Annotated in this window: 17 protein-coding genes and 2 tRNA genes; 12 read left to right on the top strand and 7 right to left on the bottom strand. The window is 77.9% G+C overall.

Going from position 1 to position 23,017, the window contains the following annotated elements; all coding sequences use genetic code 11:
- Positions 1 to 36 precede the first annotated feature (36 nt).
- A complete protein-coding gene (locus tag LO771_RS09630) occupies positions 37 to 729 on the bottom strand; it encodes a GNAT family N-acetyltransferase (RefSeq protein WP_230649824.1) in 693 nt (230 codons plus the stop codon).
- A 561-nt stretch (positions 730 to 1,290) separates the two neighbouring features.
- Here LO771_RS09630 and LO771_RS09625 point away from each other — a divergent pair.
- From LO771_RS09625 to LO771_RS09615, 3 genes are all read left to right on the top strand, one after another.
- Positions 1,291 to 2,223: a PAC2 family protein gene (locus tag LO771_RS09625; RefSeq protein WP_230649822.1), complete on the top strand. Its 933-nt coding sequence runs from the start codon at positions 1,291 to 1,293 to the stop codon at positions 2,221 to 2,223.
- 217 nt (positions 2,224 to 2,440) lie between these two features.
- Positions 2,441 to 3,511 (top strand): SGNH/GDSL hydrolase family protein, encoded by a 1,071-nt coding sequence (locus LO771_RS09620; protein WP_230649820.1) that lies wholly within the window; start codon positions 2,441 to 2,443, stop codon positions 3,509 to 3,511.
- A gap of 104 nt (positions 3,512 to 3,615) precedes the next feature.
- Positions 3,616 to 4,194 (top strand): Uma2 family endonuclease, encoded by a 579-nt coding sequence (locus LO771_RS09615; RefSeq protein ID WP_230649818.1) that lies wholly within the window; start codon positions 3,616 to 3,618, stop codon positions 4,192 to 4,194.
- 70 nt (positions 4,195 to 4,264) lie between these two features.
- Here the strand turns inward: LO771_RS09615 and nirD are convergent, their stop codons facing one another.
- The 3 genes from nirD to LO771_RS09600 are packed head-to-tail and all read right to left on the bottom strand — an operon-like array spanning position 4,265 to position 8,954.
- A complete protein-coding gene (gene nirD / locus LO771_RS09610; RefSeq protein WP_230649815.1) occupies positions 4,265 to 4,660 on the bottom strand; it encodes a nitrite reductase small subunit NirD in 396 nt (131 codons plus the stop codon).
- Entirely contained in the window at positions 4,657 to 7,341 is a 2,685-nt protein-coding gene (gene nirB / locus LO771_RS09605) for a nitrite reductase large subunit NirB (protein ID WP_230649812.1), read from the bottom strand. Before nirB ends, nirD begins: the two co-directional genes overlap by 4 nt.
- On the bottom strand, positions 7,338 to 8,954 hold the full coding sequence (locus LO771_RS09600; protein WP_230649809.1) for an NAD(P)/FAD-dependent oxidoreductase: 1,617 nt from the start codon (positions 8,952 to 8,954) through the stop codon (positions 7,338 to 7,340). Before LO771_RS09600 ends, nirB begins: the two co-directional genes overlap by 4 nt.
- Before the next feature lie 266 nt (positions 8,955 to 9,220).
- Here LO771_RS09600 and LO771_RS09595 point away from each other — a divergent pair, with 266 nt between their 5' ends.
- Positions 9,221 to 9,799: a hypothetical protein gene (locus tag LO771_RS09595; RefSeq protein ID WP_230649807.1), complete on the top strand. Its 579-nt coding sequence runs from the start codon at positions 9,221 to 9,223 to the stop codon at positions 9,797 to 9,799.
- A gap of 27 nt (positions 9,800 to 9,826) precedes the next feature.
- Here LO771_RS09595 and LO771_RS09590 read toward each other — a convergent pair whose 3' ends face one another.
- A complete protein-coding gene (locus LO771_RS09590; RefSeq protein WP_230649804.1) occupies positions 9,827 to 11,983 on the bottom strand; it encodes a molybdopterin oxidoreductase family protein in 2,157 nt (718 codons plus the stop codon).
- Positions 11,984 to 12,198: 215 nt separating this feature from the next.
- Between LO771_RS09590 and LO771_RS09585 the strand changes: the two genes are divergently transcribed.
- The 6 genes from LO771_RS09585 (at position 12,199) to LO771_RS09560 (ending at position 20,355) form a co-directional block, all read left to right on the top strand.
- On the top strand, positions 12,199 to 13,173 hold the full coding sequence (locus tag LO771_RS09585; protein WP_230649801.1) for a sirohydrochlorin chelatase: 975 nt from the start codon (positions 12,199 to 12,201) through the stop codon (positions 13,171 to 13,173).
- A gap of 47 nt (positions 13,174 to 13,220) precedes the next feature.
- Entirely contained in the window at positions 13,221 to 13,661 is a 441-nt protein-coding gene (locus LO771_RS09580; RefSeq protein WP_230649799.1) for a hypothetical protein, read from the top strand.
- Positions 13,662 to 13,798: 137 nt separating this feature from the next.
- A complete protein-coding gene (locus tag LO771_RS09575; RefSeq protein WP_230649796.1) occupies positions 13,799 to 15,118 on the top strand; it encodes a deoxyguanosinetriphosphate triphosphohydrolase in 1,320 nt (439 codons plus the stop codon).
- Between the two features lie 180 nt (positions 15,119 to 15,298).
- Complete coding sequence (locus LO771_RS09570; protein WP_230649793.1) at positions 15,299 to 16,564, top strand: FAD-dependent oxidoreductase; 1,266 nt, start codon at positions 15,299 to 15,301, stop codon at positions 16,562 to 16,564.
- Between the two features lie 87 nt (positions 16,565 to 16,651).
- Positions 16,652 to 18,568 (top strand): DNA primase, encoded by a 1,917-nt coding sequence (gene dnaG, locus LO771_RS09565; protein WP_230649790.1) that lies wholly within the window; start codon positions 16,652 to 16,654, stop codon positions 18,566 to 18,568.
- Positions 18,569 to 19,230: 662 nt separating this feature from the next.
- On the top strand, positions 19,231 to 20,355 hold the full coding sequence (locus LO771_RS09560) for an RNA polymerase sigma factor (RefSeq protein ID WP_230650229.1): 1,125 nt from the start codon (positions 19,231 to 19,233) through the stop codon (positions 20,353 to 20,355).
- A 103-nt stretch (positions 20,356 to 20,458) separates the two neighbouring features.
- On the opposite strand, the gene LO771_RS09555 is transcribed toward LO771_RS09560, so the two are convergent.
- Both LO771_RS09555 and LO771_RS09550 read right to left on the bottom strand, forming a co-directional pair.
- On the bottom strand, positions 20,459 to 21,895 hold the full coding sequence (locus tag LO771_RS09555) for an FGGY family carbohydrate kinase (RefSeq protein ID WP_230649787.1): 1,437 nt from the start codon (positions 21,893 to 21,895) through the stop codon (positions 20,459 to 20,461).
- Between the two features lie 230 nt (positions 21,896 to 22,125).
- Entirely contained in the window at positions 22,126 to 22,407 is a 282-nt protein-coding gene (locus LO771_RS09550; RefSeq protein ID WP_230649784.1) for a hypothetical protein, read from the bottom strand.
- Between the two features lie 320 nt (positions 22,408 to 22,727).
- On the opposite strand from LO771_RS09550, the gene LO771_RS09545 reads away from it, so the two are divergent.
- Positions 22,728 to 22,800: transfer RNA gene (locus tag LO771_RS09545), tRNA-Asn, on the top strand.
- A 47-nt stretch (positions 22,801 to 22,847) separates the two neighbouring features.
- Positions 22,848 to 22,920, top strand: a tRNA-Asn gene (locus LO771_RS09540).
- Positions 22,921 to 23,017 lie beyond the last annotated feature (97 nt).

The raw sequence follows: 23,017 nt of genomic DNA, 5'->3' as shown, positions 1-23,017 counted from the left end.
GGGGCCCCGCCGCGCGCGGGGCCCCCGGGCCGGCCGTCAGGCCGAGACCAGCGGCCGGGGGTGGTCCGGGGCGCTCGGCGCCCGGGACGCGGCGATCCGCAGCTCGACGATGTCCCGCACGGCCGGCCACTCCTCGTCCAGGATCGAGTAGAACGCCGTCCCCCGGACCATGCCGTCCAGGCCGCGGGTGTGGGCCCGGCGCACGCCCTCGCAGACGGCGCCCAGCCGCTCGATCGCGGCCCGGGAGCGCAGGTTGCGGGCGTCGGCCCGCAGGGAGATCCGCCGCACGCCCCAGGTCTCGAAGGCGTGCCGGAGCATCAGCAGCTTGGCCTCGGTGTTGATCCCGGTGCCCTGCGCGCGGGCCGAGAGCCAGGTGCCGCCGATCTCGGCGGCGTCCGGCACGGCGGCCCACGGGTCGCCGACCGGACCGCGCGGGGCCGGCGGCCAGACCACCGGCCCCTCCCAGTAGTCCAGCTCGGTGAAGCGGGTCGAGCCCACCACCAGTCCGTCGGACACCCGGACGGTGGCGAACGGCAGCGCCCGGCCGGCGGCCTGGTCGGCCAGGGCGGAGGCGATGTACGCGCGGGCCGCGTCCAGCCCGTGCGGCACGGGCGTGAACGCGTACGCCGTGCGGTCCTCGGCCGCGGCGGCGGCCAGGGCCGGGGCGTGCTGCTCGGTGAGCGGCTCCAGCCGCACCACGCGGCCGGTGAGGGTGACGGAGACGGGCACGGGCCTTCGGTCCTTCGACGAGAAGAGGGCTCCTGCCGCGGTCCGGCCAGGAGGAAGGTGCGGGCGACCGCCCCGACGCCTGGCCCGGTCCGGGGCAGGCCGGAGGGCCGCCCGGGGCAGGGGGAGCGGGGGGACAGTGTCGGTCCGCGTGATGGCCGGGGAGGGAACGATGCGCGTGAGGAAGCAGGCGGCCAGGTGAAGGCAAGATGCGAGGAGGGGGCTGCCTCCGGCAGGAGGAAGATGCCGGGCAGCGAGAGGACGATACCTGCCTGCGGGCCGTGCGTCATCCCGCGGCGCGCCGACACCGGCGCGCGGGGCCGCGGCGCGCGCCGACCGCCGTCCCCGGGTGGTCGGCGCCCGGCCCGCGGACGGGCCCGGGACGCCTCCGGCCAGCGGTTTCGCCGCCGCCGCGCGGGGGCGCGGGCCGGATCCGCGGTGCGGGGGGCGGTGCGGGGAGCGGTGCGGGAATGCGGCGGCCCCCGTCCGTGCTGAGGGTGTCCGAGGGGGTTCCCGGGCACCGACGGCCGGGGCCCGTCCGGAACGGAAGGGATGGGGTTCGCGGTGCGCGATCCGGAAGCTCTGTACGACCTGGAGCGCGAGGGCGTGGAGGCGGTGGCGGCCACGGCGGCGTCCTCGCCAGGCCTGGTCCTGCTCTACCACCTCACGGGCTTCATGGACGCCGGCGAGACCGGCGGCCAGGTGGTCGAGCACCTGCTGGAGCAGGGCGGCCCGCAGGTGGTGGCCCGCTTCGACCACGACCGCCTCGTGGACTACCGGGCACGCCGGCCCGTGCTGACCTTCGACCGCGACCACTGGTCGGAGTACGAGGCGCCCGAGATCCTGCTGCAGCTGGTCCGCGACGCGGCCGGCACGCCGTTCCTGCTGCTCAGCGGCCCGGAGCCGGACGTCGAGTGGGAGCGGTTCGCCGCCGCCGTGCGCGGCCTCGCGGTCCGCTTCGGGGTGCGGCTCGCGGTGGACTTCCACGGCATCCCCATGGGCGTGCCGCACACCCGCCCGGTCGGCCTGACCCCGCACGGCAACCGGCTGGACCTGGCCGCCGGCCACCCCCGCTGGTTCGAGCAGGCGCAGGTCCCCGGCAGCGCCCAGGCGCTGCTGGAGTACCGGCTCTCCGAGGCCGGCCACGACGTGCTCGGCTTCGCCGCGCACGTCCCGCACTACGTCGCCCGCTCGCCCTACCCGGCGGCGGCCGTCGCCGTGCTGGAGGCGGTCCAGTCCGCCACCGGCCTGGTCCTGCCGGCCACGGAGCTGCGCGAGCGGGTCGCCGAGGTCCGCGAGGACATCGACGGCCAGCTGGCCGAGGGCGGCGGCGACCTGCCCACCGCCATCCGGGGCATGGAGAGCCAGTACGACGCCGTGGCGGGCGCGGAGGGGCGCGAGAGCCTCCTTGCCGAGCAGGTGGACCTGCCGTCCGCCGACGAGCTGGGGCGCCGCTTCGAGCAGTTCCTGGCCGAGCAGGAGCGCGGCGCGGACTGACCCGCGCGGGCCCGGCCGGGCCGTGCCGGGCCGGGCCCCCGTCCGTCGGCCGGGCCCCCGCGCGCCCGTCCGCCCGGGGGCCGGTCCCGGACGCGCCCGCCGGGGACCCCGGGCGGGCGGCCCGCCGCACGCCCCCGTACCGTCGAGGGACGGGCGTGCGGTCCGCGGAACGGGCCGTCCGCCGAGCCCGGACCGGAACCTGGGGAGGCCCGCGCCGATGAAGCCCCCGCGTACGAAGCCCCCGCGCGTGCGGTCCCTGCGCACCGCCGCCGGCGCCCTCGCCGCGGCCGGCGCCCTCCTGCTCTCCGCCGCCTGCTCCGGGGGCCCCGGCACCCGGGCGGGTGGCCCGGAGGCCGCCGCCCCCTCGGCGACCGGCTCCCCGGCCGCCTCCCCCGCCGCGACGGCCGCCCCGCCGCCGGCGTCCCGGGGCGGCGCCCCGGCCCTCCACGGCTCCTACGTCGCGCTCGGCGACTCCTACACCTCCGGCCCGCGCATCCCCCCGCAGCACGGCACCCCCGAGGGCTGCGAGCGCTCCGGCCGCAACTACCCGGCCCTGGTGGCCCGCGCCCTGCGGGTGCCGGCGGCCGGCTTCCGCGACGTCAGCTGCAGCGGCGCCGTCATCGCCGACCTCGCCTCGCCCCAGGGCGTCCCCGGAGGGGCCAACCCCGCCCAGTTCTCCGCCCTGTCGCCGCGCACCGCACTGGTGACCGTCGGGATCGGCGGCAACGACGTGGGCTTCATCCAGGTCCTCACCCGCTGCGTCCAGGCGGGCGTGATGCGCGGCCTCGGCCTGGGCGGCGGCAGCGCCGCGCCCGCCGGCGACGCCCCCTGCCGCGACTCCTACACCCCCGCCGGCCTCGGCCTGCTCCAGCGGCGGATCGACACCGCCGGCCGCGACCTGGAGGCCGCGCTCACCGAGGTCCGGCGCCGGGCGCCTCACGCCCGCGTCCTCGTGCTCGGCTACCCGGAGCTCGTCCCGGCCTCCGGCGCGGGCACGGCCTGCTCCTCGCTGATGGGCCTGGCCCCGGGCGACGTCGCCTTCCTCCACGACCACGAGCGGCGGCTCGACGCCGCGCTGCGCCGCGCCGCCGGGGCCGCGGGCGCCCGGTACGTCGACACCCGGACGCCCTCGCAGGGCCGCGACGCGTGCTCCCCGGCGGCCGTCCGCTGGATCGAGCCGCTCTCCCCGGCCTCCGCCGCCGCGCCGGTCCACCCCAACGCCCGCGGCGAGCGAGGCATGGCCGACGCCGTCCTGCGCGCCCTGGGTGCGCCGGACGGTCCGGGCTGAGCGCCGCCCGGCGTCCGGCGCGGAGTGCCCGGCCCGGTCCCCGCTGCGGTAGTACCGTGCGGAGCGCCGGTGTCCCGGCGCCGCCCCGGAGGAAGGAGAGCGTGGTGACTGCCACCGAGGACCGGCCGCAGATGCTGGTCGAGGAGTTCGAGCGCATCGCGGTCGCCGCCGACCGCGAGGGCGTCCGCCTCGAGTTCATCCACGGGAAGCCGGGGGTCAAGGCGGTGTCGGACGGGGACCACGACGAGATCGTCCGCCGGGTCATGGAGCACTGCATGCAGCAGCGGCCCGACCTGTGGCTCTACCCGGAGCGGGGTCCGAAGGTCGAGGCGTACCGGAAGGGGCACGCCAAGCCGGACGGCGCGCTCGCACCTCGGGGGAGTTTCGCCGGACAGGGGGAGTGGGCCGACGCCGACCGGGTCCTGATGGTGCTGGAGGTCACTTCCTACGACACCGACACCGACCGGCGGGACCGGGAGGACAAGCCCCGCGTCTACGCGGAGGCGGGCATCCCGGTCTACCTGCTGGTCGACCGGGACTCCTGCGAGGTCCTCGTCCACAGCGAGCCCGAGGGGGGCGTGTGCGGAGCCCTCGTCCGCCGTCCTTTCGGCAGGGAGGTGCGGCTGCCGCAGCCCGTCGGCGTCGTGCTGGACACCGAGGCCCTCAGGAGCTGGGTGCGCTGACCGCCGCCCGGTCCACCGGGCACGGCCCGGCGGCCCGGATCAGCCGACGGACCGTCAGGGTGCTTCCCCGTCAGTCCGCGACCCGGACCGCGTGGACGGGGATGCGGACCGACGGGTCGTCCAGGCACACGCCGGTGGCCAGGTCGAAGCGCTGCTTGAGCAGCGGCGAGGCCACGTACGGGCCGCCCCCGGCGGCGGAGCCCAGCAGCCCGCGGGAGAGGACGTGGGCGCCGGTGAACGGGTCGCGGTTGCCGACCGCCCACACCCGGTCGCGGCGGTCCCGGAAGACGGCGGCCTGCCGGCCGTCGGGCAGCAGCACGGCCACCCCGCGGCCCGGGGTGAGCAGCGGCCAGTCGCAGACGGGCACCCAGGCGCCGCCGGTCAGCAGCTCCACGCGGGCGGTCCCGGGATCCGCCGGGGAGGCGGCGGCGGGGGAGGCGGCGGGGGCGGCGGTGGGAGCGGTCATCGGGAGCGGACCTCCAGGAGCGGGGCGCGGCCGGGCGCGCCGTCGGACGAGCGGTCGGGGCGGTCGGTGCGGTCGCGGCCGGGGCCGTCGGGGTCGAGGGAGCGCAGCAGGTCGTCCTCGGAGAGCAGCACCTCCAGGTCGGGCCGGACCTGGTCCCGCTCCGGCACGAACCGCACCGTGGGGTCGGGCACCCCCGGCGCGTTGACGAAGGAGACGAAGCGCCGCAGCCGCTCGGGGTCGGCGAGGGTCGCGGCCCACTCGTCCTGGTAGCGGCCGACGTGGCGGGCCATCAGGGCCTCCAGCTCGCCGCAGATCCCGAGCGAGTCCCCCACCACGACGTCGCGCACGTGGTCCAGCCCGCCGTCGATCCGCTCCAGCCAGGCGGAGGTGCGCTCCAGCCGGTCGGCGGTGCGGATGTAGAACATCAGGAACCGGTCGACCAGCCGGACGAGCCCCTCGTCGTCCAGGTCCTGCGCCAGCAGGTCGGCGTGGCGGGGGTCGGCGCCGCCGTTGCCGCCGACGTAGAGGTTCCAGCCGGCGGAGGTGGCGATGACGCCGAAGTCCTTGCCCCGGGCCTCGGCGCACTCCCGGGCGCACCCGGAGACCGCCGACTTCAGCTTGTGCGGCGAGCGCAGGCCCCGGTAGCGCAGCTCCAGCCGGATCGCCATCGCCACCGAGTCCTGCACCCCGTACCGGCACCAGGTGGAGCCCACGCAGGACTTCACCGTCCGCAGCGACTTGCCGTAGGCGTGGCCCGACTCGAAGCCCGCGGCGACCAGCCGCGACCAGATCTGCGGCAGCTGGTCCACCCGGGCGCCGAACAGGTCGATCCGCTGCCCGCCGGTGATTTTCGTATAGAGGCCGAAGTCGCGGGCGACCTCGCCGATCACGATGAGCCGCTCCGGGGTGATCTCGCCGCCGGGGATGCGGGGGACCACCGAGTACGAGCCGTTCCGCTGCAGGTTGGCGAGGAAGTGGTCGTTGGTGTCCTGCAGGGCCGCCTGCTCGCCGTCGAGGATGTGCGCCGGGGCGTCCAGCTCCGGCGCGAGCGAGGCCACGACCGACGCCACCGTGGGCTTGCAGACCTCGCAGCCCTCGCCGCCCCGGGCCTCCTCCCGCCCGTACCGGTCGAGCAGCTCGGCGTGGGTGGCGGTCCCGGTGACCCGCACGATCTCGTACAGCTCGGCGCGGGTCCGCGCGAAGCACGGGCACAGGCCCCGGTCGACGGCGACGCCGGACGCCTCCAGCTCGTCGTGGACCAGGGACGTCAGCAGCCGCACGCAGGAGCCGCAGCCGGTGCCGGCCCTGGTGCAGGCCTTGACCTCGGGCACGGTGGTGCAGGCGTGCTCCGCGACGGCGGCGCGCACCGCGCCCTTGGTGACGTTGTGGCAGTTGCAGACCACCGCGTCGTCCGGCAGCGCCGAGGGGCCGAGCGCCGCCGGCGCGCCCGCGCCGGCGGGCAGCACCAGCGCCTCCGGCGGCGCGGGCAGCGGGGTGCCGGTGCCGGCGAGCGGCCGCAGCGCGGCGTACGCCTCCGCGTCGCCGACCAGGATGCCGCCCAGCAGGGCGCCGTCCGCGGTGACCACCAGCTTCTTGTAGACGCCGGAGCGGGAGTCGGAGTACACGACCTCCAGGGCGCCCTCGGAGGCGGCGAAGGCGTCGCCGAAGCTGGCCACGTCCACGCCCAGCAGCTTGAGCTTGGTGGAGAGGTCCGCGCCGGTGAACGTGCCCGTGCCCCCGGCCAGCTGCGCGGCGACCGCCTGCGCCATCTCGTACCCGGGCGCGACCAGGCCGTACACCCGGCCGTCCACCGCCTGCGCGCACTCGCCGATCGCGAAGACCCGCGGGTCGGTGACGGACCGGCAGTCCGCGTCCACCCGGACGCCGCCGCGCTCGCCGACCTCCAGCCCGCAGTCGCGGGCCAGCGCGTCGCGGGGGCGCACGCCCGCGGAGAAGACCACCAGGTCGGCGGCGAGTCCCGAACCGTCGGTGAAGGCCATGCCGGTGACGGCGCCCGCCGCGTCCACCGCGACCGCCTTCGTGCCGACACCGGTGTGGACCACGACGCCCAGCTCCTCGACGGTGCGCCGCAGCGCCTCGCCGCCGCCGTCGTCCACCTGCACCGGCATCAGCCGCGGGGCGAACTCCACGACGTGCGTCTCCAGCCCGAGCCCCTTCAGCGCCCCGGCCGCCTCCAGGCCCAGCAGGCCGCCGCCGACCACCGCGCCGACCCGGGCGCCCCGCGCGTACTCCTCGATGGCGAGCAGGTCCTCGACGGTGCGGTAGACGAAGCAGCCCGTCGCGTCCCTCCCCTCCACCGGCGGCACGAACGGGTACGAGCCGGTGGCCAGCACCAGGGTGTCGTAGCGCACGACGAGGCCGGAGCGGGCGGTCACCGTGCGGGCGGCCCGGTCCACGGCCACCGCCGGGTCGCCGAGGCGGACCTCGAAGCCGTGCCGTTCGGCGAAGCCCTCCTCGCCCAGCAGCAGGTCCTCGGCGGTGAGGCCGGAGAAGTACGAGGTCAGCCGGACGCGGTCGTAGGCGGGACGCGGCTCCTCGGCCAGGACGACCACCCGCAGGCGGGCGGCGGCGCCGTTCTCGGCCAGCGCCTCCAGGAGGCGGTGGCCGACCATGCCGTACCCGACCAGGACGACGACGGGCTTCTCGAGGGTGTCGGTCATCGGGGGTTCCCTCCGTGGGGCGTGCCGTGGGTGGTGCCGCGGGGGCCCGCGTGGGCGCTCCCGTGGGCGGTGAGCAGGTGGAGCGGGTGGGCGGACAGCGGTTCGTCGTCCTCCCAGGCGTGGGCCAGGGCGCCCACGGTGGCCAGGTCGCCGAGGAGGATGCCGCCGACCACGCGGTCGCCGCGGCCGTCGCGGCGGACCACGACCTTGCGGTAGGAGCCGCGGGTGGCGTCGGCCAGCCGCAGCACCCGGTCCCCGGGTCCGGCGGGCGCCGTCTCGCCGAACGCCGCCAGGTCGAACGCCGCCGGTCCTGCGCCCGGGGTCCCCGGGGCCGGTGTCCCTGCGCCCGGGGCTCCGGCGGCCGGGGTCCCGGCAGGGGCCAGGGTGAGCCGGGTCAGCAGCCGGCTGCCGGTGTAGGCGGGGGCGGGGGCGGCCGCCTCCGGGACCCCGGCCGGGGCCGGTCCCGGGCCGGCGAGCAGCCGCGCCAGCAGGTCGGCCTGCTGGAGGGCCGGGCCCGCCAGGCCGTACACGGTCCCGCGGTGCTCCGCGCAGTCGCCGACCGCGTGGACGTGCGGGTCGGAGGTGGTCAGCCGGTCGTCGACCACCACCCCCCGGCGCACCTCCAGCCCGGCGGCCCGGGCCAGGCCGGTGCGGGGGCGGATCCCGCACGCCACGACCAGCAGGTCCGCCGCCAGGCGGTAGCCGTCGGCCAGCTCCACCGCCGCCACCCGCCTGCGCCGGGTCAGCACCGCGCGGGCCCGGCACTCGGTGTGCACCTCCACGCCGAGCCCGGCCAGGTGGTCCCGCAGCAGCCGGGACGCCTCCGCGTCCAGGTGGCGCTCCATCAGGTGCTCGCCCTGGTGGGCGAGGACCGTCTGCACGCCGCGCGCCGCCAGCGCCCGCGCCGCCGAGACGCCCAGCAGTCCGCCGCCGACGACCACCGCCCGGGCCGTCGGGCCCGTCCGCCGCAGGTGGGCGTCGATGCCGGCGCAGTCGTCCATCGTCCGGAAGGCGAAGGCGCCGTCGGGCAGGTCGCCGCCGTGCCCCGTGCCGCCGTACCCCCCGTACCCCCGGCCCGCCGCGCCGCCCGCGCCCGCCGGGCCGTCCGGGCCGTCCGGGCCGTCCGGGCCGTCCCGGTCGTCCCGGTCGTCGGGGTCGAGGAAGAGTCCGCGCAGCGGCGGGAGCACCGGGTTGCCGCCGGTGGCCAGCACCAGGTCGTCGTAGGGCACGGCCGAGCCGTCGTCGCAGAGCACCCGCCGTTCGGCGCGGTCGATCCGGACCACCCGCACCCCGCGCCGCACCACCGGCCCCTCCGGAACCGGCGGCAGCGCCACCACCTCGGGCGCGTACCGGCCGGCCAGCACCTCGGCCAGCAGCACCCGGTTGTACGCGGGGTGCGCCTCCTCGCCGAGCACGGTGACCCGGAGGCCCCCCTGCCCGCCGTCCGTGCCGCCTCCCGTGCCGCCTCCCGGGCCGCAGCCCGGCCCGCCGGACGCCCCGCGGGCGGCCAGCTGCTGCACCAGCCGGTGGCCGGCCGTCCCGCCGCCCACCACGACGATGCGGCGGGGTGCGCCGTCCGGCCGCCCGCTGCGCGGCCCTGCTCCCGTGGTCATGCGAGAAGGTTCGAACGGTGGTGTTTCCCGACCGGTTCGCGTCTGTTTCACCGGCGGAACGGTGCCCTCAGTGTCCGCGGAACGGCGCTGTGAGCGGCGCGCCCGCGGTGCGTCCGCGCCGGTCGCCGCTGTGCCGTTAGCATCGGCCTGCACACGGATCTTCCCCCCCGCCCGGGACGCCCGTGCCCGGTCCGCCCGTACCCGGGCCGCCCCGCACGAGCCGCCCGGCACGGGCCGTCGGGGGCGGCGCACACGAGGGAGCGGCGATGGGCAGCACCGGCGGGGCGGAGGACCCCGAGCCCGTCGTGGACATCACCCCGCGCGCGGAGGACGAGGCGGAGGCCGACCCCGCTCCCCGCTGGCTCGGACCGCTGCTCGTCGTGGGCCTGCCCGCCGCCGTGGCGGCCGTCCTCGGCTGGGTGCTGTACTGGCAGCTCTCCACCGCCTCCGCCTTCCCCGCCACCGACTCCCGGGCCTGCCCGGGGAGCGTCGAGCCGCTGGGGGACGCCGCCGACCGGCTCGGCGTGCGGGTGCCCGCGGACGCCCGCGACGTCCACTACCTCACCTCGTCCGCCGCCAGCGGCAAGCCCCTGCTCCAGCTGGCCTTCCGGCTGCCGCCGCGCGAGCTGGACCGCGCCCTGGAGGGCAACGGGCTGATGCCCTGGCCCTCCCCGCAGCCGCCCGTCTGGTCGGCCACCGGCGGCATGTGCGGGCTCGGCGACGCGGGCGACGCCCTCACCCGCTGGACGGGGGCGGTCCCCGCCTCCGGCGGCCCGCTGCGGGCCGAGGTGTCCACCGGCGGCGCCCCGGTCACGGTGCAGGTCCTGCTCACCGCCGAGAGCTGACGGTCCGCCGGCCTCCCGGTCCCGCCGTCACCCGCCCGCCGGCTCCAGCCGCACCGCGCAGACCTTGAACTCCGGCATCCGCGAGACCGGGTCCAGCACCGGGTTGGTGACGGTATTGGCCCGCCCCGCGCCCGGCCAGTGGAACGGCATGAAGACGGTGTCCGGACGGATCGCGTCCGTGAGCCGGGCCGGGGCGACGGCGCGGCCGCGGCGGCTCACCACGGCGACCGGGGCGCCCTCGCCGATCCCCAGCCGCTCGGCGAGCCGGGGGTGCAGCTCCACGAACGGGCCCGGCGCGGCCGCCGCCAGGGCGGCCACCCGGCGGGTCTGGGCCCCGGACTGGTACTGCGCCAGCACCCGGCCCGTCGTCAGCCGCAGCGGGTACTCGGCGTCCGGCTCCTCGGCGGCCGGGCGGTGCTGGACGGCGGCGAAGCGGGCCCGGCCGTCCGGGGTGGCGAAGCGGTCCAGGAAGAGGCGCGGCGTGCCGGGGTGGTCCGCCGACGGGCAGGGCCAGAAGACGCCGTCCTCGGCCGCGATCCGCCCGTAGCCGATGCCCGCGTAGTCCGCCGGCCCGCCCGCCGACGCCCGCCGCAGCTCGTCGAAGGCCTTCTCCGGCTCCACCGGGAAGCCCTCGCCGTGGCCCAGCCGGGCCGCCAGCCCGTGCAGCACCTCCAGGTCGCTGCGCACCCCCGGCGGCGGGTCCACCGCCCTGCGGCGCAGGACGACCCGGCCCTCCAGGGTGGTCATGGTGCCGGTCTCCTCGGCCCACTGGGCGACCGGCAGCACCACGTCGGCCAGGGCCGCGGTCTCGGAGAGCACCACGTCGCTGACGGCCAGGAGGTCCAGGGCGGCGAGCCGCTCGGCGACGTGCGCGGCGTGCGGGGCCGAGACCACCGGGTTGGAGCCCGCCACCAGCAGGGCGCGCACGTCCCGGCCGAGGGAGTCCAGCAGTTCGTACGCGCTGCGGCCGGGGCCTGGCAGCGACTCCGGGTCCACGCCCCACACGGCGGCGACGTGGGCGCGCGCCGCGGGGTCGTCCAGCCTGCGGTAGCCGGGCAGCTGGTCCGCCTTCTGCCCGTGCTCGCGGCCGCCCTGCCCGTTGCCCTGCCCGGTGAGGCAGCCGTACCCCGAGTGCGGGCGGCCGGCCCGGCCGGTCGCCAGGCAGAGGTTGATCCAGGCGCTCACCGTGTCGGTGCCCTTGGACTGCTGCTCCGGCCCGCGGGCGGTCAGCACCATCGACGCCTCCGCGTCGCAGAACAGCCGCACCGTCTCGCGCAGCTGCGGCACCGGCACGCCGGTGACCGACTCCACCAGCTCCGGCCAGTGCGCCATCGCCGCCGCCCGCGCCTCCGGCCACCCCGTGGTGCGCTCCGCGACGAAGGCCTCGTCGGTGCGCCCCTCCGCCACCACCAGGTGCAGCAGGCCCAGCGCCAGCGCCAGGTCGGTGCCGGGGCGCGGCGCCAGGTGCAGGTCCGCCAGCCCGGCGGTGCGGGTGCGGCGCGGATCGACCACGACCAGCCGGCCGCCGTTCTCCCTCAACTCCCGCAGGTACCGGACGAAGGGCGGCATGGTCTCCGCCGGGTTGCCGCCCACCAGGACCAGGCAGCCGGTCCGGGGGATGTCCTCCAGCGGGAACGGCAGCCCCCGGTCCAGGCCGAACGCCCTGTTCTGCGCGGCCGCCGCCGACGACATGCAGAACCGGCCGTTGTAGTCGACCGTCGCGGTCCGCAGCACCACGCGGGCGAACTTCCCCAGCAGGTAGGCCTTCTCGTTGGTCAGCCCGCCGCCGCCGAACACGCCGACCGCGTCACGGCCGTGGGCCTCCGCTGTGCGGGACAGGCCGGCGGCGACCCGGTCCAGCGCCTCGTCCCACGTCGCGGGCTCCAGCGGCGCGCCGCGCCGGGGCCGCACCAGGGGCACCGTCAGCCGGGCGCCGGGGGCGAGCAGCGCCGCCGCGTTCGCGCCCTTGCCGCACAGCGCGCCCCGGTTCACCGGGAACGCGGGCCGCTCCACGACCTCGACCGGCACCGCGCCGCCGCTGCTCCCGCCGGAGCCGGAGCCGGATCCGGATCCGGGCCCGGCCGCCGGCCTCAGCCCCATGCCGCACTGCAGCGCGCAGTACGGGCAGTGGGTGTCGACGGCGGGCCGGGCGGCGGCGGGGGTCGGTGCGGCGGCTTCGCTCATGCCGAGCAGCGTGCGGCGGGGCTGTTTCGCGGCCGCGGCCCGGGCGTTACGCGGCCGGTACGGTGCCCTCAGCGGCGGTCCGGGGCGGCTGTGAGGCCGGGCCCCGCGGGGCGTGCGGGCCCCTCCCGCCCCGCGTCCCGCCGCCGTGAGGCCCGGGAAACCACCCGTGACGGCCGTGCAACCGCCGGGAAACACCCCGGGGGGACGCTGGACGCATGACGCAGCCCCTGTGGGACTCCAGCGCCTCGGAGCTCATGTCCGAGATCGCCGCCCGGTTCTCCTCCGGGCTCGCCGTCCGGCACGCGCACCCGGCGGCCCGCCCCGGACCGGCACTGCACCCGGCCGTCTCCTCCGGCGCCGCCCCCGGCCCGGCCGGCCCCGGACGCGGGCGCCGCCGCCCGGCCCTCGTCGCCGTCGCGCACGGCTCCCGCGACCCGGCCGCCGGCGCCGAGGTCCGCCGGCTGCTGGACCGGGTGCGCGCCCTGCGCCCCGGCCTCCCGGTCCACCTCGCCCACCTCGGCCTGGACGAGCCGCTGCTGCCCGACGTCCTCGCGGGGCTCGCCGGGGAGGCGGTGCTCGTCCCGCTGCTGCTCGGCCGCGGGTACCACGTCAGGGCGGACATCCCGCAGGCCCTCGCCGCGGCCCCGCACCTGGCCGCCGCCGTCGCCCCGCCGCTGGGCCCGCACCCGCTGCTCACCGACGCCCTGCACGACCGCCTCGCCGAGGCGGGCCCGCTCCCGCGCGCCGGCGACGCCGTCGTCCTGGCCGCCGCCGGCTCCCGCGACCCCGACTCCGCCGCCGACACCGGGGCCCAGGCCCGCCTCCTCGCCGCCCGCCTCGGCGTGCCGGTCCTCCCCGGCTGCGTCGCCGCTGGCCCGCCCACGGTCGCCGAGGCCGTGGCCGCCCTCGCCGCCCGGGGCCACCGCCGGATCGCCGTCGCCGGGTACTTCACCGCGCCCGGCGACTTCGCCCGCCGGGCCGCCGCGGCGTCCCCCGGGCCCGCCTCGGCGCCGCTGGGCGCCCACCCCGCCCTGGCCCGCCTCGTCCTCGCCCGCTACGACCGCGCAGCCGCAGCCGCAGCCGCAGCCGCAGCCGCAGCCGCAGCCGCAGCCGCCGTCCGCACCGCGGAGCCGGGTGCCGCCGCCCGTACCGCCGCGCCCGCCCGCCGCAGGGCCCTCGCGGCCGGCTGACCCGGAAGCGGCCCCGCCGCGCCCGCGCCCGTGGCATGCTGCCGCGCGTGGACACCCGTGCGAGCACCGCTCCGGACAGCAGACCCGCCGCCCTCCTCCGCGTCGCCACCGAGCTCACCGCCTGGACCGCCGCCCCCTGGGCCCTCGCCCGGCACTCCGTCGTCCTGGCCGTCCTCGCCGACGTGCTCCTCATCGGCCTGCCGGCCCTCCTCTCCACCCCCGGCGACAAGAAGAGCACCCTGGTGCCCGTCCCGGGCCCGGTCACCATCGTCCTGGTCCTGCTCCAGCTCGACGCCGCCGTCGCCGGCGCCTGGTTCGCCTGGCCCCGCCCCGCGGCCGTCGCCGTCACCGTCCTCGCCGCAGCCTGCCTGGTCCTGGAGCAGCCCCGCTGGCGGTGGCTCGCCACCGCCCGCCCCGGCCGGCGGCACGGCGGCGGGGAGGTGCGCGACCGCGCTGCCGGAGGGGCTCTCGGGGAGGGGCCGCGCTGAGCCGGCCGGACCCGGGCACTCCCGCCCGTACGCCGCCGGAGCCGCGGGGCGCGGCGGGCCCGCCGGCGCCGCCCCCGGCGCCGCCGTCCGCGCGGCGGGGCCGGGATGCCGCACGCCGGGCGTACGGTGGCCGGTATATGGACGACACCGAGCAGGCCACCGCCGTCCGGACCGGCGCCGACGGGACGGCACCGTACGACGTCGCCGCCGAGGCGCGCTGGGTGCCCGAGCCGGACAAGCGGCCGGGGCGCACCGCGTTCCAGCGCGACCGCGCCCGGGTGCTGCACTCCGCCGCGCTGCGCCGCCTGGCCGGGACCACGCAGGTGGTGGCGCCCATGCTCAGCGACTTCCCCCGCACCCGGCTCACCCACTCGCTGGAGTGCGCCCAGGTCGGCCGGGAGCTGGGCGCCGCGCTCGGCTGCGACCCGGACCTGGTGGAGGCCGCCTGCCTCGCCCACGACCTCGGCCACCCGCCCTTCGGCCACACCGGCGAGGAGGCCCTGGACGTGGCCGCCGCCGCGTGCGGCGGCTTCGAGGGCAACGCGCAGTCGCTGCGGATCCTCACCCGCCTGGAGCCCAAGCGCTTCGCCCCGCCCGGCGGGCCGCCGACCCGGCTGGCGCCGTGGCCCGGTCGCAGCGTGGGCCTGAACCTCACCCGCGCCGCCCTCGACGCCGCCACCAAGTACCCCTGGACGCGGGGCGGCCACCCCACCGAGCCCCGCTCGTCCAAGTACGGCGTCTACGCCGAGGACCTGCCGGTCTTCCGCTGGGTGCGGGCCGCCGTGCCGCCGGGGCGGCGCTGCTTCGAGGCGACCGTCATGGACTGGTCCGACGACGTCGCCTACTCCGTCCACGACCTGGAGGACGGCCTGCACGCCGGCCACGTCGACCCGGCCGCGCTCACCGGCCCGGCCGAGCGGGCGGAGCTGTTCGCCGTCGCCGCCCGGTACGCGCCCGGCGCCTCCGCCGACGAGTTCGGCGAGGCGCTGGACCGCCTCCAGGCACAGGAGTGGTGGCCGCGCTCCTACGACGGCTCGGCCCGCGACCGGGCCCGGCTGAAGGACACCACCAGCCAGCTCATCGGCCGCTTCTGCCTGGCCGCCGAGCGGGCCACCCGCGAGCGCCACGGTCCGGGGCGGCTGACCCGGTACCGGGCCGAGCTGGTGGTGCCGTACGGCGTCCGGCTGGAGTGCGCCGTGCTCAAGGCGGTCGCCGTCCGGTACGTGATGCAGCGCGCCGACCAGGCCGAGCTGCGCTCCCGGCAGCGGGTGGTGATCGCCGAGCTGGCCGAGGTGCTGCTGCGGGACGCGCCGCACGGGCTGGACCCGGTCTTCCTGGCCATGTTCGAGGAGGCCGGGGACGACCGGTCCCGGCTGCGGGCCGTGGTCGACCAGATCGCCTCGCTCACCGACGCCTCCGCGCTGGCCCTGCACCGCACACTGGTGCAGGAGCGGTGACGATCCGGTGCGGGGGCCGTCCGGCTCTTCACCCGGGCGGACGCCGGGGGGATCCTCGTCCGCAGGGGCAGCCCGTCCGGACCGGCCCCCGGTCCGGACGGGCGTAACCTGGCAGTCACCGTGTGTGGCCGGACTCCGTGCGGCCTGCCGCGGAACAGGGCGGAACAGGGGAGAGCGGACGTGGTGGACACCAACGGGACCTTCGTCATCGTGGGCGCCGGCCTCGCCGGGGCCAAGGCGGCGGAGACGCTCCGCGCCGAGGGCTTCACGGGCCGGGTGATCCTGCTCGGCGACGAGCGGGAGGAGCCCTACGAGCGGCCCGGCCTCTCCAAGGGGTTCCTCACCGGCGCGGAGGAGCGCGACGCGCTGCGGGTGCACGAGCCCGCCTGGTACGCGGCCCACGAGGTGGAGCTGCACCTCGGGCAGCCGGCCACCGCCCTGGACCGCGCCGCGAAGGAGGTGCGGCTCGGCGACGGCAGCGCCCTGCGGTACGACCGGCTGCTGCTCGCCACCGGCTCCTCGCCGCGCCCGCTGCAGGTGCCGGGCGCCGACCTCGCGGGGGTCCACGTGCTGCGGCGGCTGCCGCACGCCGAGCGGCTGCGGTCGGTCCTGCGGACCCTGGGGCGGGAGAACGGGCAGCTGCTCGTCGTCGGCGCCGGCTGGATCGGCCTGGAGGTGGCGGCGGCCGCGCGCGGCTACGGCGCCGAGGTCACCGTCGTCGAGCCGCAGCCGACCCCGCTGCACGGCGTCCTCGGCCCGGAGCTGGGCGCCTTCTTCGCGGACCTGCACCGCGAGCACGGCGTCTCCTTCCAGCTCGGCGCCTCGGTGACCGAGGTCGTCGGGCAGGACGGCATGGTGCTCGCCGCGCTCACCGACACCGGGGAGGAGCTGCCGGCCCACGCCGTGGTCGTCGGCATCGGCGCCACCCCCGACACCGCCCTCGCCGAGGCCGCCGGGCTGGACGTCGCCCCCCGCGGGGAGGGCGGCGGCGTCGCCGTGGACGCCTCGCTGCGCACCTCCGACCCCGACGTCTTCGCCGCCGGCGACGTGGCCTCCGCCTGGCACCCCGTCCTCGGGCGGCGGCTGCGGGTCGAGCACTGGGCGAACGCCCTCAACGGCGGTCCGGCGGCGGCCCGCGCGATGCTGGGGCAGGAGGTCTCCTACGACCGGATCCCCTACTTCTTCAGCGACCAGTACGAGCTGGGCATGGAGTACTCCGGCTTCGCCGCGCCGGGGGAGTACGCCCAGGTGGTGGTGCGCGGGGACGCGGGCAAGCGCGAGTTCCTGGCGTTCTGGCTGGACGCGGAGGACCGGGTGCTCGCCGGGATGAACGCCAACGTCTGGGACGTCGCCGAGTCCGTCCAGCGGCTGGTCCGCTCCCGGCGGCCGGTCGACCCGGAGCGGCTCGCCGACCCCGCGGTGCCGCTGGACGCGGTCCTGGGCTGACCCGCCGCGGTCCTGGGCTGACCCGCCGCGGCCGGGGCCGCCCCGCGTCCGGCGGCCGCTGTCGTCCGGCCCCCGTAGACTTCCTGCGTGGCAGGCAGGATCAGGGACGAGGACGTGCAGGCGGTGCGCAGCGCGCTGCCCATCGACGCGGTCGTCTCCGACTACGTCCAGCTGGTCAGCGGCGGCGGGGCGCAGCTCAAGGGCGTCTGCCCCTTCCACGACGAGAAGTCCGCCTCCTTCTACGTCAACCCCGCCAAGGGCGTCTACCACTGCTTCGGCTGCGGCGAGGGCGGCGACACCCTCGCCTTCGTGATGAAGGTCGAGCACCTCTCCTTCACCGAGGCGGTCGAGCGCCTCGCCGCCCAGGCGGGCATCACCCTGCGCTACGAGGAGGGCGGCTACACCCCCGGCCGGCAGAAGGGCGAGCGGACCCGGCTGGTGGAGGCCCACAAGGTGGCCGCCGCCTGGTTCGCCGAGCAGCTGGGCGGCCCCGAGGCGGAGATCGGCCGCCGCTTCCTCGCCGAGCGGGGCTTCGACGCCGCCGCGGCCGCGCACTTCGGCGTGGGCTACGCGCCGGTCGGCTGGGAGCACCTGGTCCGGTACCTGCGCGGCAAGGGCTTCACCGACCGGGAGATCCTGGCGGGCGGCCTCGCCTCGCAGGGGCAGCGCGGCGGCCTCATCGACCGCTTCCGGGGACGGCTGGTGTGGCCGATCCGCGACATCACCGGCGAGGTGGTCGGCTTCGGCGCGCGGCGGCTGCGCGAGGACGACAACGGTCCCAAGTACCTCAACACGCCCGAGACCCCGATCTACAAGAAGTCGCACGTGCTCTACGGCATCGACCTGGCGAAGAAGGACATCGCCAAGTCGGGCCGGGCGGTGGTCGTCGAGGGCTACACCGACGTGATGGCCTGCCACCTGGCCGGGGTGACCACGGCCGTCGCCACCTGCGGCACCGCCTTCGGCGAGGACCACATCAAGATCATCCGCCGCCTGCTGATGGACACCTCCGCCTACCGCGGCGAGACCGTCTTCACCTTCGACGGCGACGCGGCCGGGCAGAAGGCCGCGCTGCGCGCCTTCGAGGACGACCAGAAGTTCGCCGCCCGCACCTCCATCGCGGTCAGCCCCGGCGGCATGGACCCCTGCGAACTGCGGATCGCCGAGGGCGACGCGGCCGTCCGCAAGCTGGTCGACAACCCGGTGCCGCTCTTCGAGTTCGCCATCCGCAGCACCGTCTCCCGGCACCGGGTGGACACGGCCGAGGGGCGGGCCGCGGCGCTGGAGGAGGCCGCGCCGATCGTCGCCCGCATCAAGGACCGGTCCATCCAGCACCAGTACGCGGTGCAGCTCGGCGGCATGCTCGGCATCCTCGACGAGCAGTTCGTGGTCCGCCGGGTCGCCCAGATCGCCCGCTGGCAGCGGGAGCGCGAGAACGGCCGGGGGGCGGGCGGCCCCGCCGCGCGCCGTACGGAGGCGGCCGCACCGGCGCCCGCGCCCGCGCGGCCGCCCGCGCCGCGCCTCAACCCGCGCGACCCGGCGCAGTTCGTCGAGCGCGAGCTGCTCAAACTCGCCCTCCAGCACCCCGCCCTCGTCAGCCCCGCCTTCGACAACTTCGGCGAGGACGAGTTCCCCACCGCCCCCTACACCGCTGTGCGCCGTGCCGTCGCCGCCGCCGGGGGCGCCGCCCGGGGGGCCTCGCTGCCGGACTTCCCCGCCCTGGTCCGCGACGCCGCGCCCGACGACGCGGTCCGCTCCCTGGTCACCGAGCTCACCGTGGAGCCCATCCGCACCCGCCGCGCCCCGGACGCGCTCTACGCCGGCGAGTTCCTGGTCAAGCTGCGCCTGCAGGCGGTGGACGCCCGGATGCGCGAGGCCCATTCCCACCTCCAGCGGCTCGGCAACCGCGCGGCCCCCGAGGACATGGCCGCCGTCCAGCACGAGCTGTGGGCGCTGGAGCAGTACCGCAACAGCCTGCGGACCCTGGGCGCGGCGGCGCTGTAGGCCCCTCCGGCCCCGCCCGCGGGCCCGCCCGGCCCCCCGTGCGGCCCCGGCCGTCCCCCGCGCCCAAAAAAGCCCCGCACGAGTATCGGCCCCGACGCGCGGTGTACCCCACACTGGAAGCGGTGCCCCAGTCATCCCAGCGCGGGACGGGCGCGGCAGCCGTCGTCCCGCCCACGGTCCTCCGGACGGAGGGCGGCGCCGCGCCCGCCGCCCCGGAGGGGCACGCCCCGGAGCCGGCCGTGCGGCCCCCCGCCCCGCAGGTTCCCGGGCCCTCCGTGCCCCGCGCACCGATCGGACCCCCCGCACCCGCCGAGCCCCCCTCACTCATCGAGCCCTCCGCGCAGGAAGGGAACGACGTGGACCTCGCCCTCACGGCCCAGCCCGCACCGCCGCACCGCGGCTCCGCCGGGACGGCCGACGCCGTCCGCCACGACGGACCCCTCGAGGACCCGCGCGCCTCCGGACCGCCCGGCCGGGCCGGGGCCCGCAGGCGCCGCCGCGCCGGGGAGCGGCCACCCTCCGAGGGGGCGGCCGGCGGGGGCCCGGCCGGCGGCGGGGAGGCCCTGGAGGACGACCCGCCCGACGGCGGCGCGGGCACGGACGGCACCGCCGCCGACCCCGGCGACACCGGGCCCGGGGACGCCGGGCCCAGCGACGCGGACCTGGCCGGCGAGCCGCCCGACGAGGTCCCCGCGGCCGCCCCGGAGGAGCAGGCCCCGGCCCTCGACGACACGGGCGGCCCCTCCGCCGACCTCTTCCGCCAGTACCTGCGCGAGATCGGCCGCGTCCCGCTGCTCACCGCCGCCGAGGAGGTCGAACTGGCCCGCCAGGTCGAGGCGGGCCTCTTCGCGGAGCAGCGCCTGGCCGAGCACCTGACGCGCGGCGCCGCCGGACGGCTCCCGGGCGGAGGGGCCGCTGCGGGACCCGGCGGCGTCGCCGAACCCGCCGGCCGCACCGGACCCCGCGACGCCGCCGAGTCGGCCGGGTCCGGCGCCGAGTCCGCGGCAGAGTCCCCCGACGACGACCGGCTCGCCGACGACCTCGACCGGCTGGTGCTCCTCGGCCGGATCGCCAAGCGCCGCCTCATCGAGGCCAACCTGCGCCTGGTGGTCTCGGTGGCCAAGCGCTACGTCGGCCGCGGCCTGGGCATGCTGGACCTCGTCCAGGAGGGCAACCTCGGCCTGATCCGCGCCGTCGAGAAGTTCGACTACGCCCGCGGGTACAAGTTCTCCACCTACGCCACCTGGTGGATCCGCCAGGCGATGAGCCGGGCGCTGGCCGACCAGGCGCGCACCATCCGCGTCCCGGTGCACGTGGTGGAGCTGATCAACCGCGTCGTGCGCGTCCAGCGCAGGCTCCTCCAGGAGCACGGCCGTGAGCCCTCCGCCGCCGAGGTCGCCGCGGTCCTGGAGATCCCGGAGGAGCGCGTGACCGAGGTGATGCGGCTCGCCCAGGAGCCCGTCTCGCTGCACGCGCCGGTCGGCGAGGAGGACGACGTGGCCCTCGGCGACCTCATCGAGGACGCCGACGCCGCGTCGCCGGTCGAGTCCGCCGCCTTCCTCCTGCTCCGCGAGCACCTGGAGGCGGTCCTCTCCACCCTCGGGGAGCGCGAGCGCCGGGTGGTCCAGCTGCGCTACGGCCTCGCGGACGGGCGGCCGCGCACCCTGGAGGAGATCGGCCGCCTCTTCGGCGTGACCCGCGAGCGCATCCGGCAGATCGAGTCCAAGACCCTCGCCAAGCTCCGCGACCACGCCTTCGCCGACCAGCTCCGCGGGTACCTGGACTGAGCGGGCGGCCCGGCGGCGCCCGTCCCCGCCGGGCGCGGGCGCGCACCGGACAGGCCGTGCACCCGCGCCGTCCGGCCCCCGCGGCCCGGTCCCGCCGCCGCGCTCAGCTCCCCCGCGTCTCCGGGTGCATCTGCTCCCGCACGGACGCGTACTGCTGCCGCACCGCCCGGCCGAACTCCACGTCCTCCCCGGGCTCCACCTCCACCGCGTCGGCGAGCTCCCACGGCGGCGGCTCGGCGCCGCCGGACAGGGCCCAGGCCGCCTGCCGCGCGGCGCCCCGGGCCGCGTAGTCGCCCGGCGGGGGGATCACCACGGGCACGCCCAGCACCAGCGGCGCGATGTGCTGGACGGCCGCCAGCCGGCCGGCGGAGCCGACCAGGAAGACGCGGCGCACCCTGACCCCGCGCCCCCGCAGCACGTCCAGCGCGTCCGCGATGCCGCAGAGCATGCCCTCCACCGCGGCCCGCGCCACGTGCTCCCGCCGCATCGACTCCGCGCGCAGGCCCGCCAGGGTGCCCGCGGCGTGCGGCAGGTACGGGGTGCGCTCGCCCTCCAGGTAGGGGAGCAGCACCAGCCCGTAGGAGCCGGGCGAGGACTGGAGGGCCAGTTCGCTCAGGCCCTCCAGGTCGACGCCGAGCAGGGCGGCCGTGCGGCGCAGCACCTGGACCGCGTTGAGGGTGCCGACCAGGGGCAGGTGGCGGCCGGTCGCGTCGGCGAAGGAGGAGACGGTGCCGGAGGTGTCCACCAGCGGCTCGTCGTGGACGGCGAAGACGGTCCCGCTGGTGCCGAGCGAGACCACGGCGTCGCCGGGGCCCGCGCCCAGTCCGAGGGCGGCCGCCATGTTGTCCCCGGTGCCGGCCGAGATCAGCAGGCCCTCGGGGGTCTCCCCGGCCGCCTCCGCCGGGCCGAGCACCTCGGGCAGCCGCAGCTCGTGGCCGAGGGCCAGCTCCACCAGGTCCTGCCGGTAGCTCTCGGTGACCGGCGACCAGTAGCCGGTGCCCGAGGCGTCGCCGCGGTCGGTGGTCCGGCGCCGGGGGTGCCCCAGCAGCTGCCACACCAGCCAGTCGTGGGGGAGCAGCACCTCGGCGACCCGGTTCGCCGAGGCGGGCTCGAACTCGGCGAGCCAGCGCAGCTTGGCGATGGTGTAGGTGGCGGCGGGCACCGCCCCGATGGCCTCCGCCCAGGGGCCCGGGCCGCCCAGCGCCTCCACCAGCGAGGCGGCGGCCCCGGAGGCCCGCGGGTCGTTCCAGAGCAGGGCCGGGCGCACCAGCACCCCGCCGGCGTCGAGACCGACCATGCCGTGCTGCTGGGCGGAGACGCCGATGGCGCGCACGCCCTCCAGCACGCCGCCGGAGGCGGCCGCGCCCAGGGAGTGCAACCACACCTGCGGGTCGATCTCGGTGGCCCCGGGGGAGTCCTCCGGGGGAGCGGTCACGGGGTGCTTGGCGCGGTTGTCGCGCAGGACGGCGCCGCTGGCGGCGTCGCAGGCGACGATCTTCGTGTACCGGGTCGAGCAGTCAATGCCGGCGACAATGGCCATGGTCGAGATCATGCCCCACGGTGCGGTGACGCGGTGCGCCGGGCGCGGCAGCCGTTGCCCATCCGGTACCGAACCGCGGCGGCGGCCCCGCCGGGGGGCCGCCGCCGCGGCGGGTACGGACGGGCGCCCGCTCTGCCGCGCCCGGTCCGATGTGTGCCTGCTTCACCGGGCCCGATCCCGGTCCCGGTGGCCCGGCCGGTCCGCCCGTCGGGCGGAGCCGTCCGGAGCGGTCAGGGACGGCCGGTACCCCAGCCGTCCTCGCCCGCGGCCTTGTCGCGCAGGTAGGGGACCCGGTCGGTGACCGACGGCGGAAGCCTGTCGCCCACCTTGCCGGCCGCCTTCCCGCCGACCTTGCCCGCCGTCTCCTTGGCCTGCCGGGCCGCGTCCTGGAACTTCGGGTTCTGCGTCACGCCGCGTGCGGACTTGGTGATCTGCTCGTAGCGCTCACGGCCGGCCTTGGCCCCCAGTACGTAGCCGGTTGCCAGTCCTGCGAGGAACGTCAGTTTCCCCATCTTCGGCTCCACTCCTCCGCGCGGGCCCGCCCGCGCTCGCTCTCCGTCGGTGCCCGTGCCTGTCGGCACGCCCCTACCCCCGGTACCCGTCCGTGAACCACCGGTGTCCGGCGGCGGGCCGCCCGCGGGCGGGGCACCGTACGGCCGCCCCCACCAGCATCGCCGGGCGCCCGTCCGCCCGCGCGCCGGACGCGGCGCGCGGGTCACGGCCGTGCCGTCCGCCGCGGATTGGCGGAGCACCCCCCTACGTGCGCTAATGTATGTCCCGCAGCGACCGCCGAGGACCCGGACGACCGGGGCCGGAGGCGATCCGAGAGCAATCCCGCCTAGCTCAATTGGCAGAGCAGCCGGCTGTTAACCGGCAGGTTATTGGTTCGAGTCCAATGGCGGGAGCTGTGCAGGGCCGCGACGCCCTGCAGCGCCGTGCGTGATCGCACCGGTCCCGCCTAGCTCAATTGGCAGAGCAGCCGGCTGTTAACCGGCAGGTTATTGGTTCGAGTCCAATGGCGGGAGCGTCGCAGTGGAGGCCCCCCGGTGATCCGGGGGGCCTTCGCCGTGCCGGGACCCGGCGCGCGGAGGGGGCGGCTGAGCAGCTATGCTGCGGCAGGCG

It is taken from the genome of Streptacidiphilus sp. ASG 303 (assembly GCF_020991365.1).
GTDB lineage: Bacteria > Actinomycetota > Actinomycetes > Streptomycetales > Streptomycetaceae > Peterkaempfera.
Note: the sequence above shows the minus strand (reverse complement) of the source record. Positions and strands in the feature narration are given on the sequence as shown.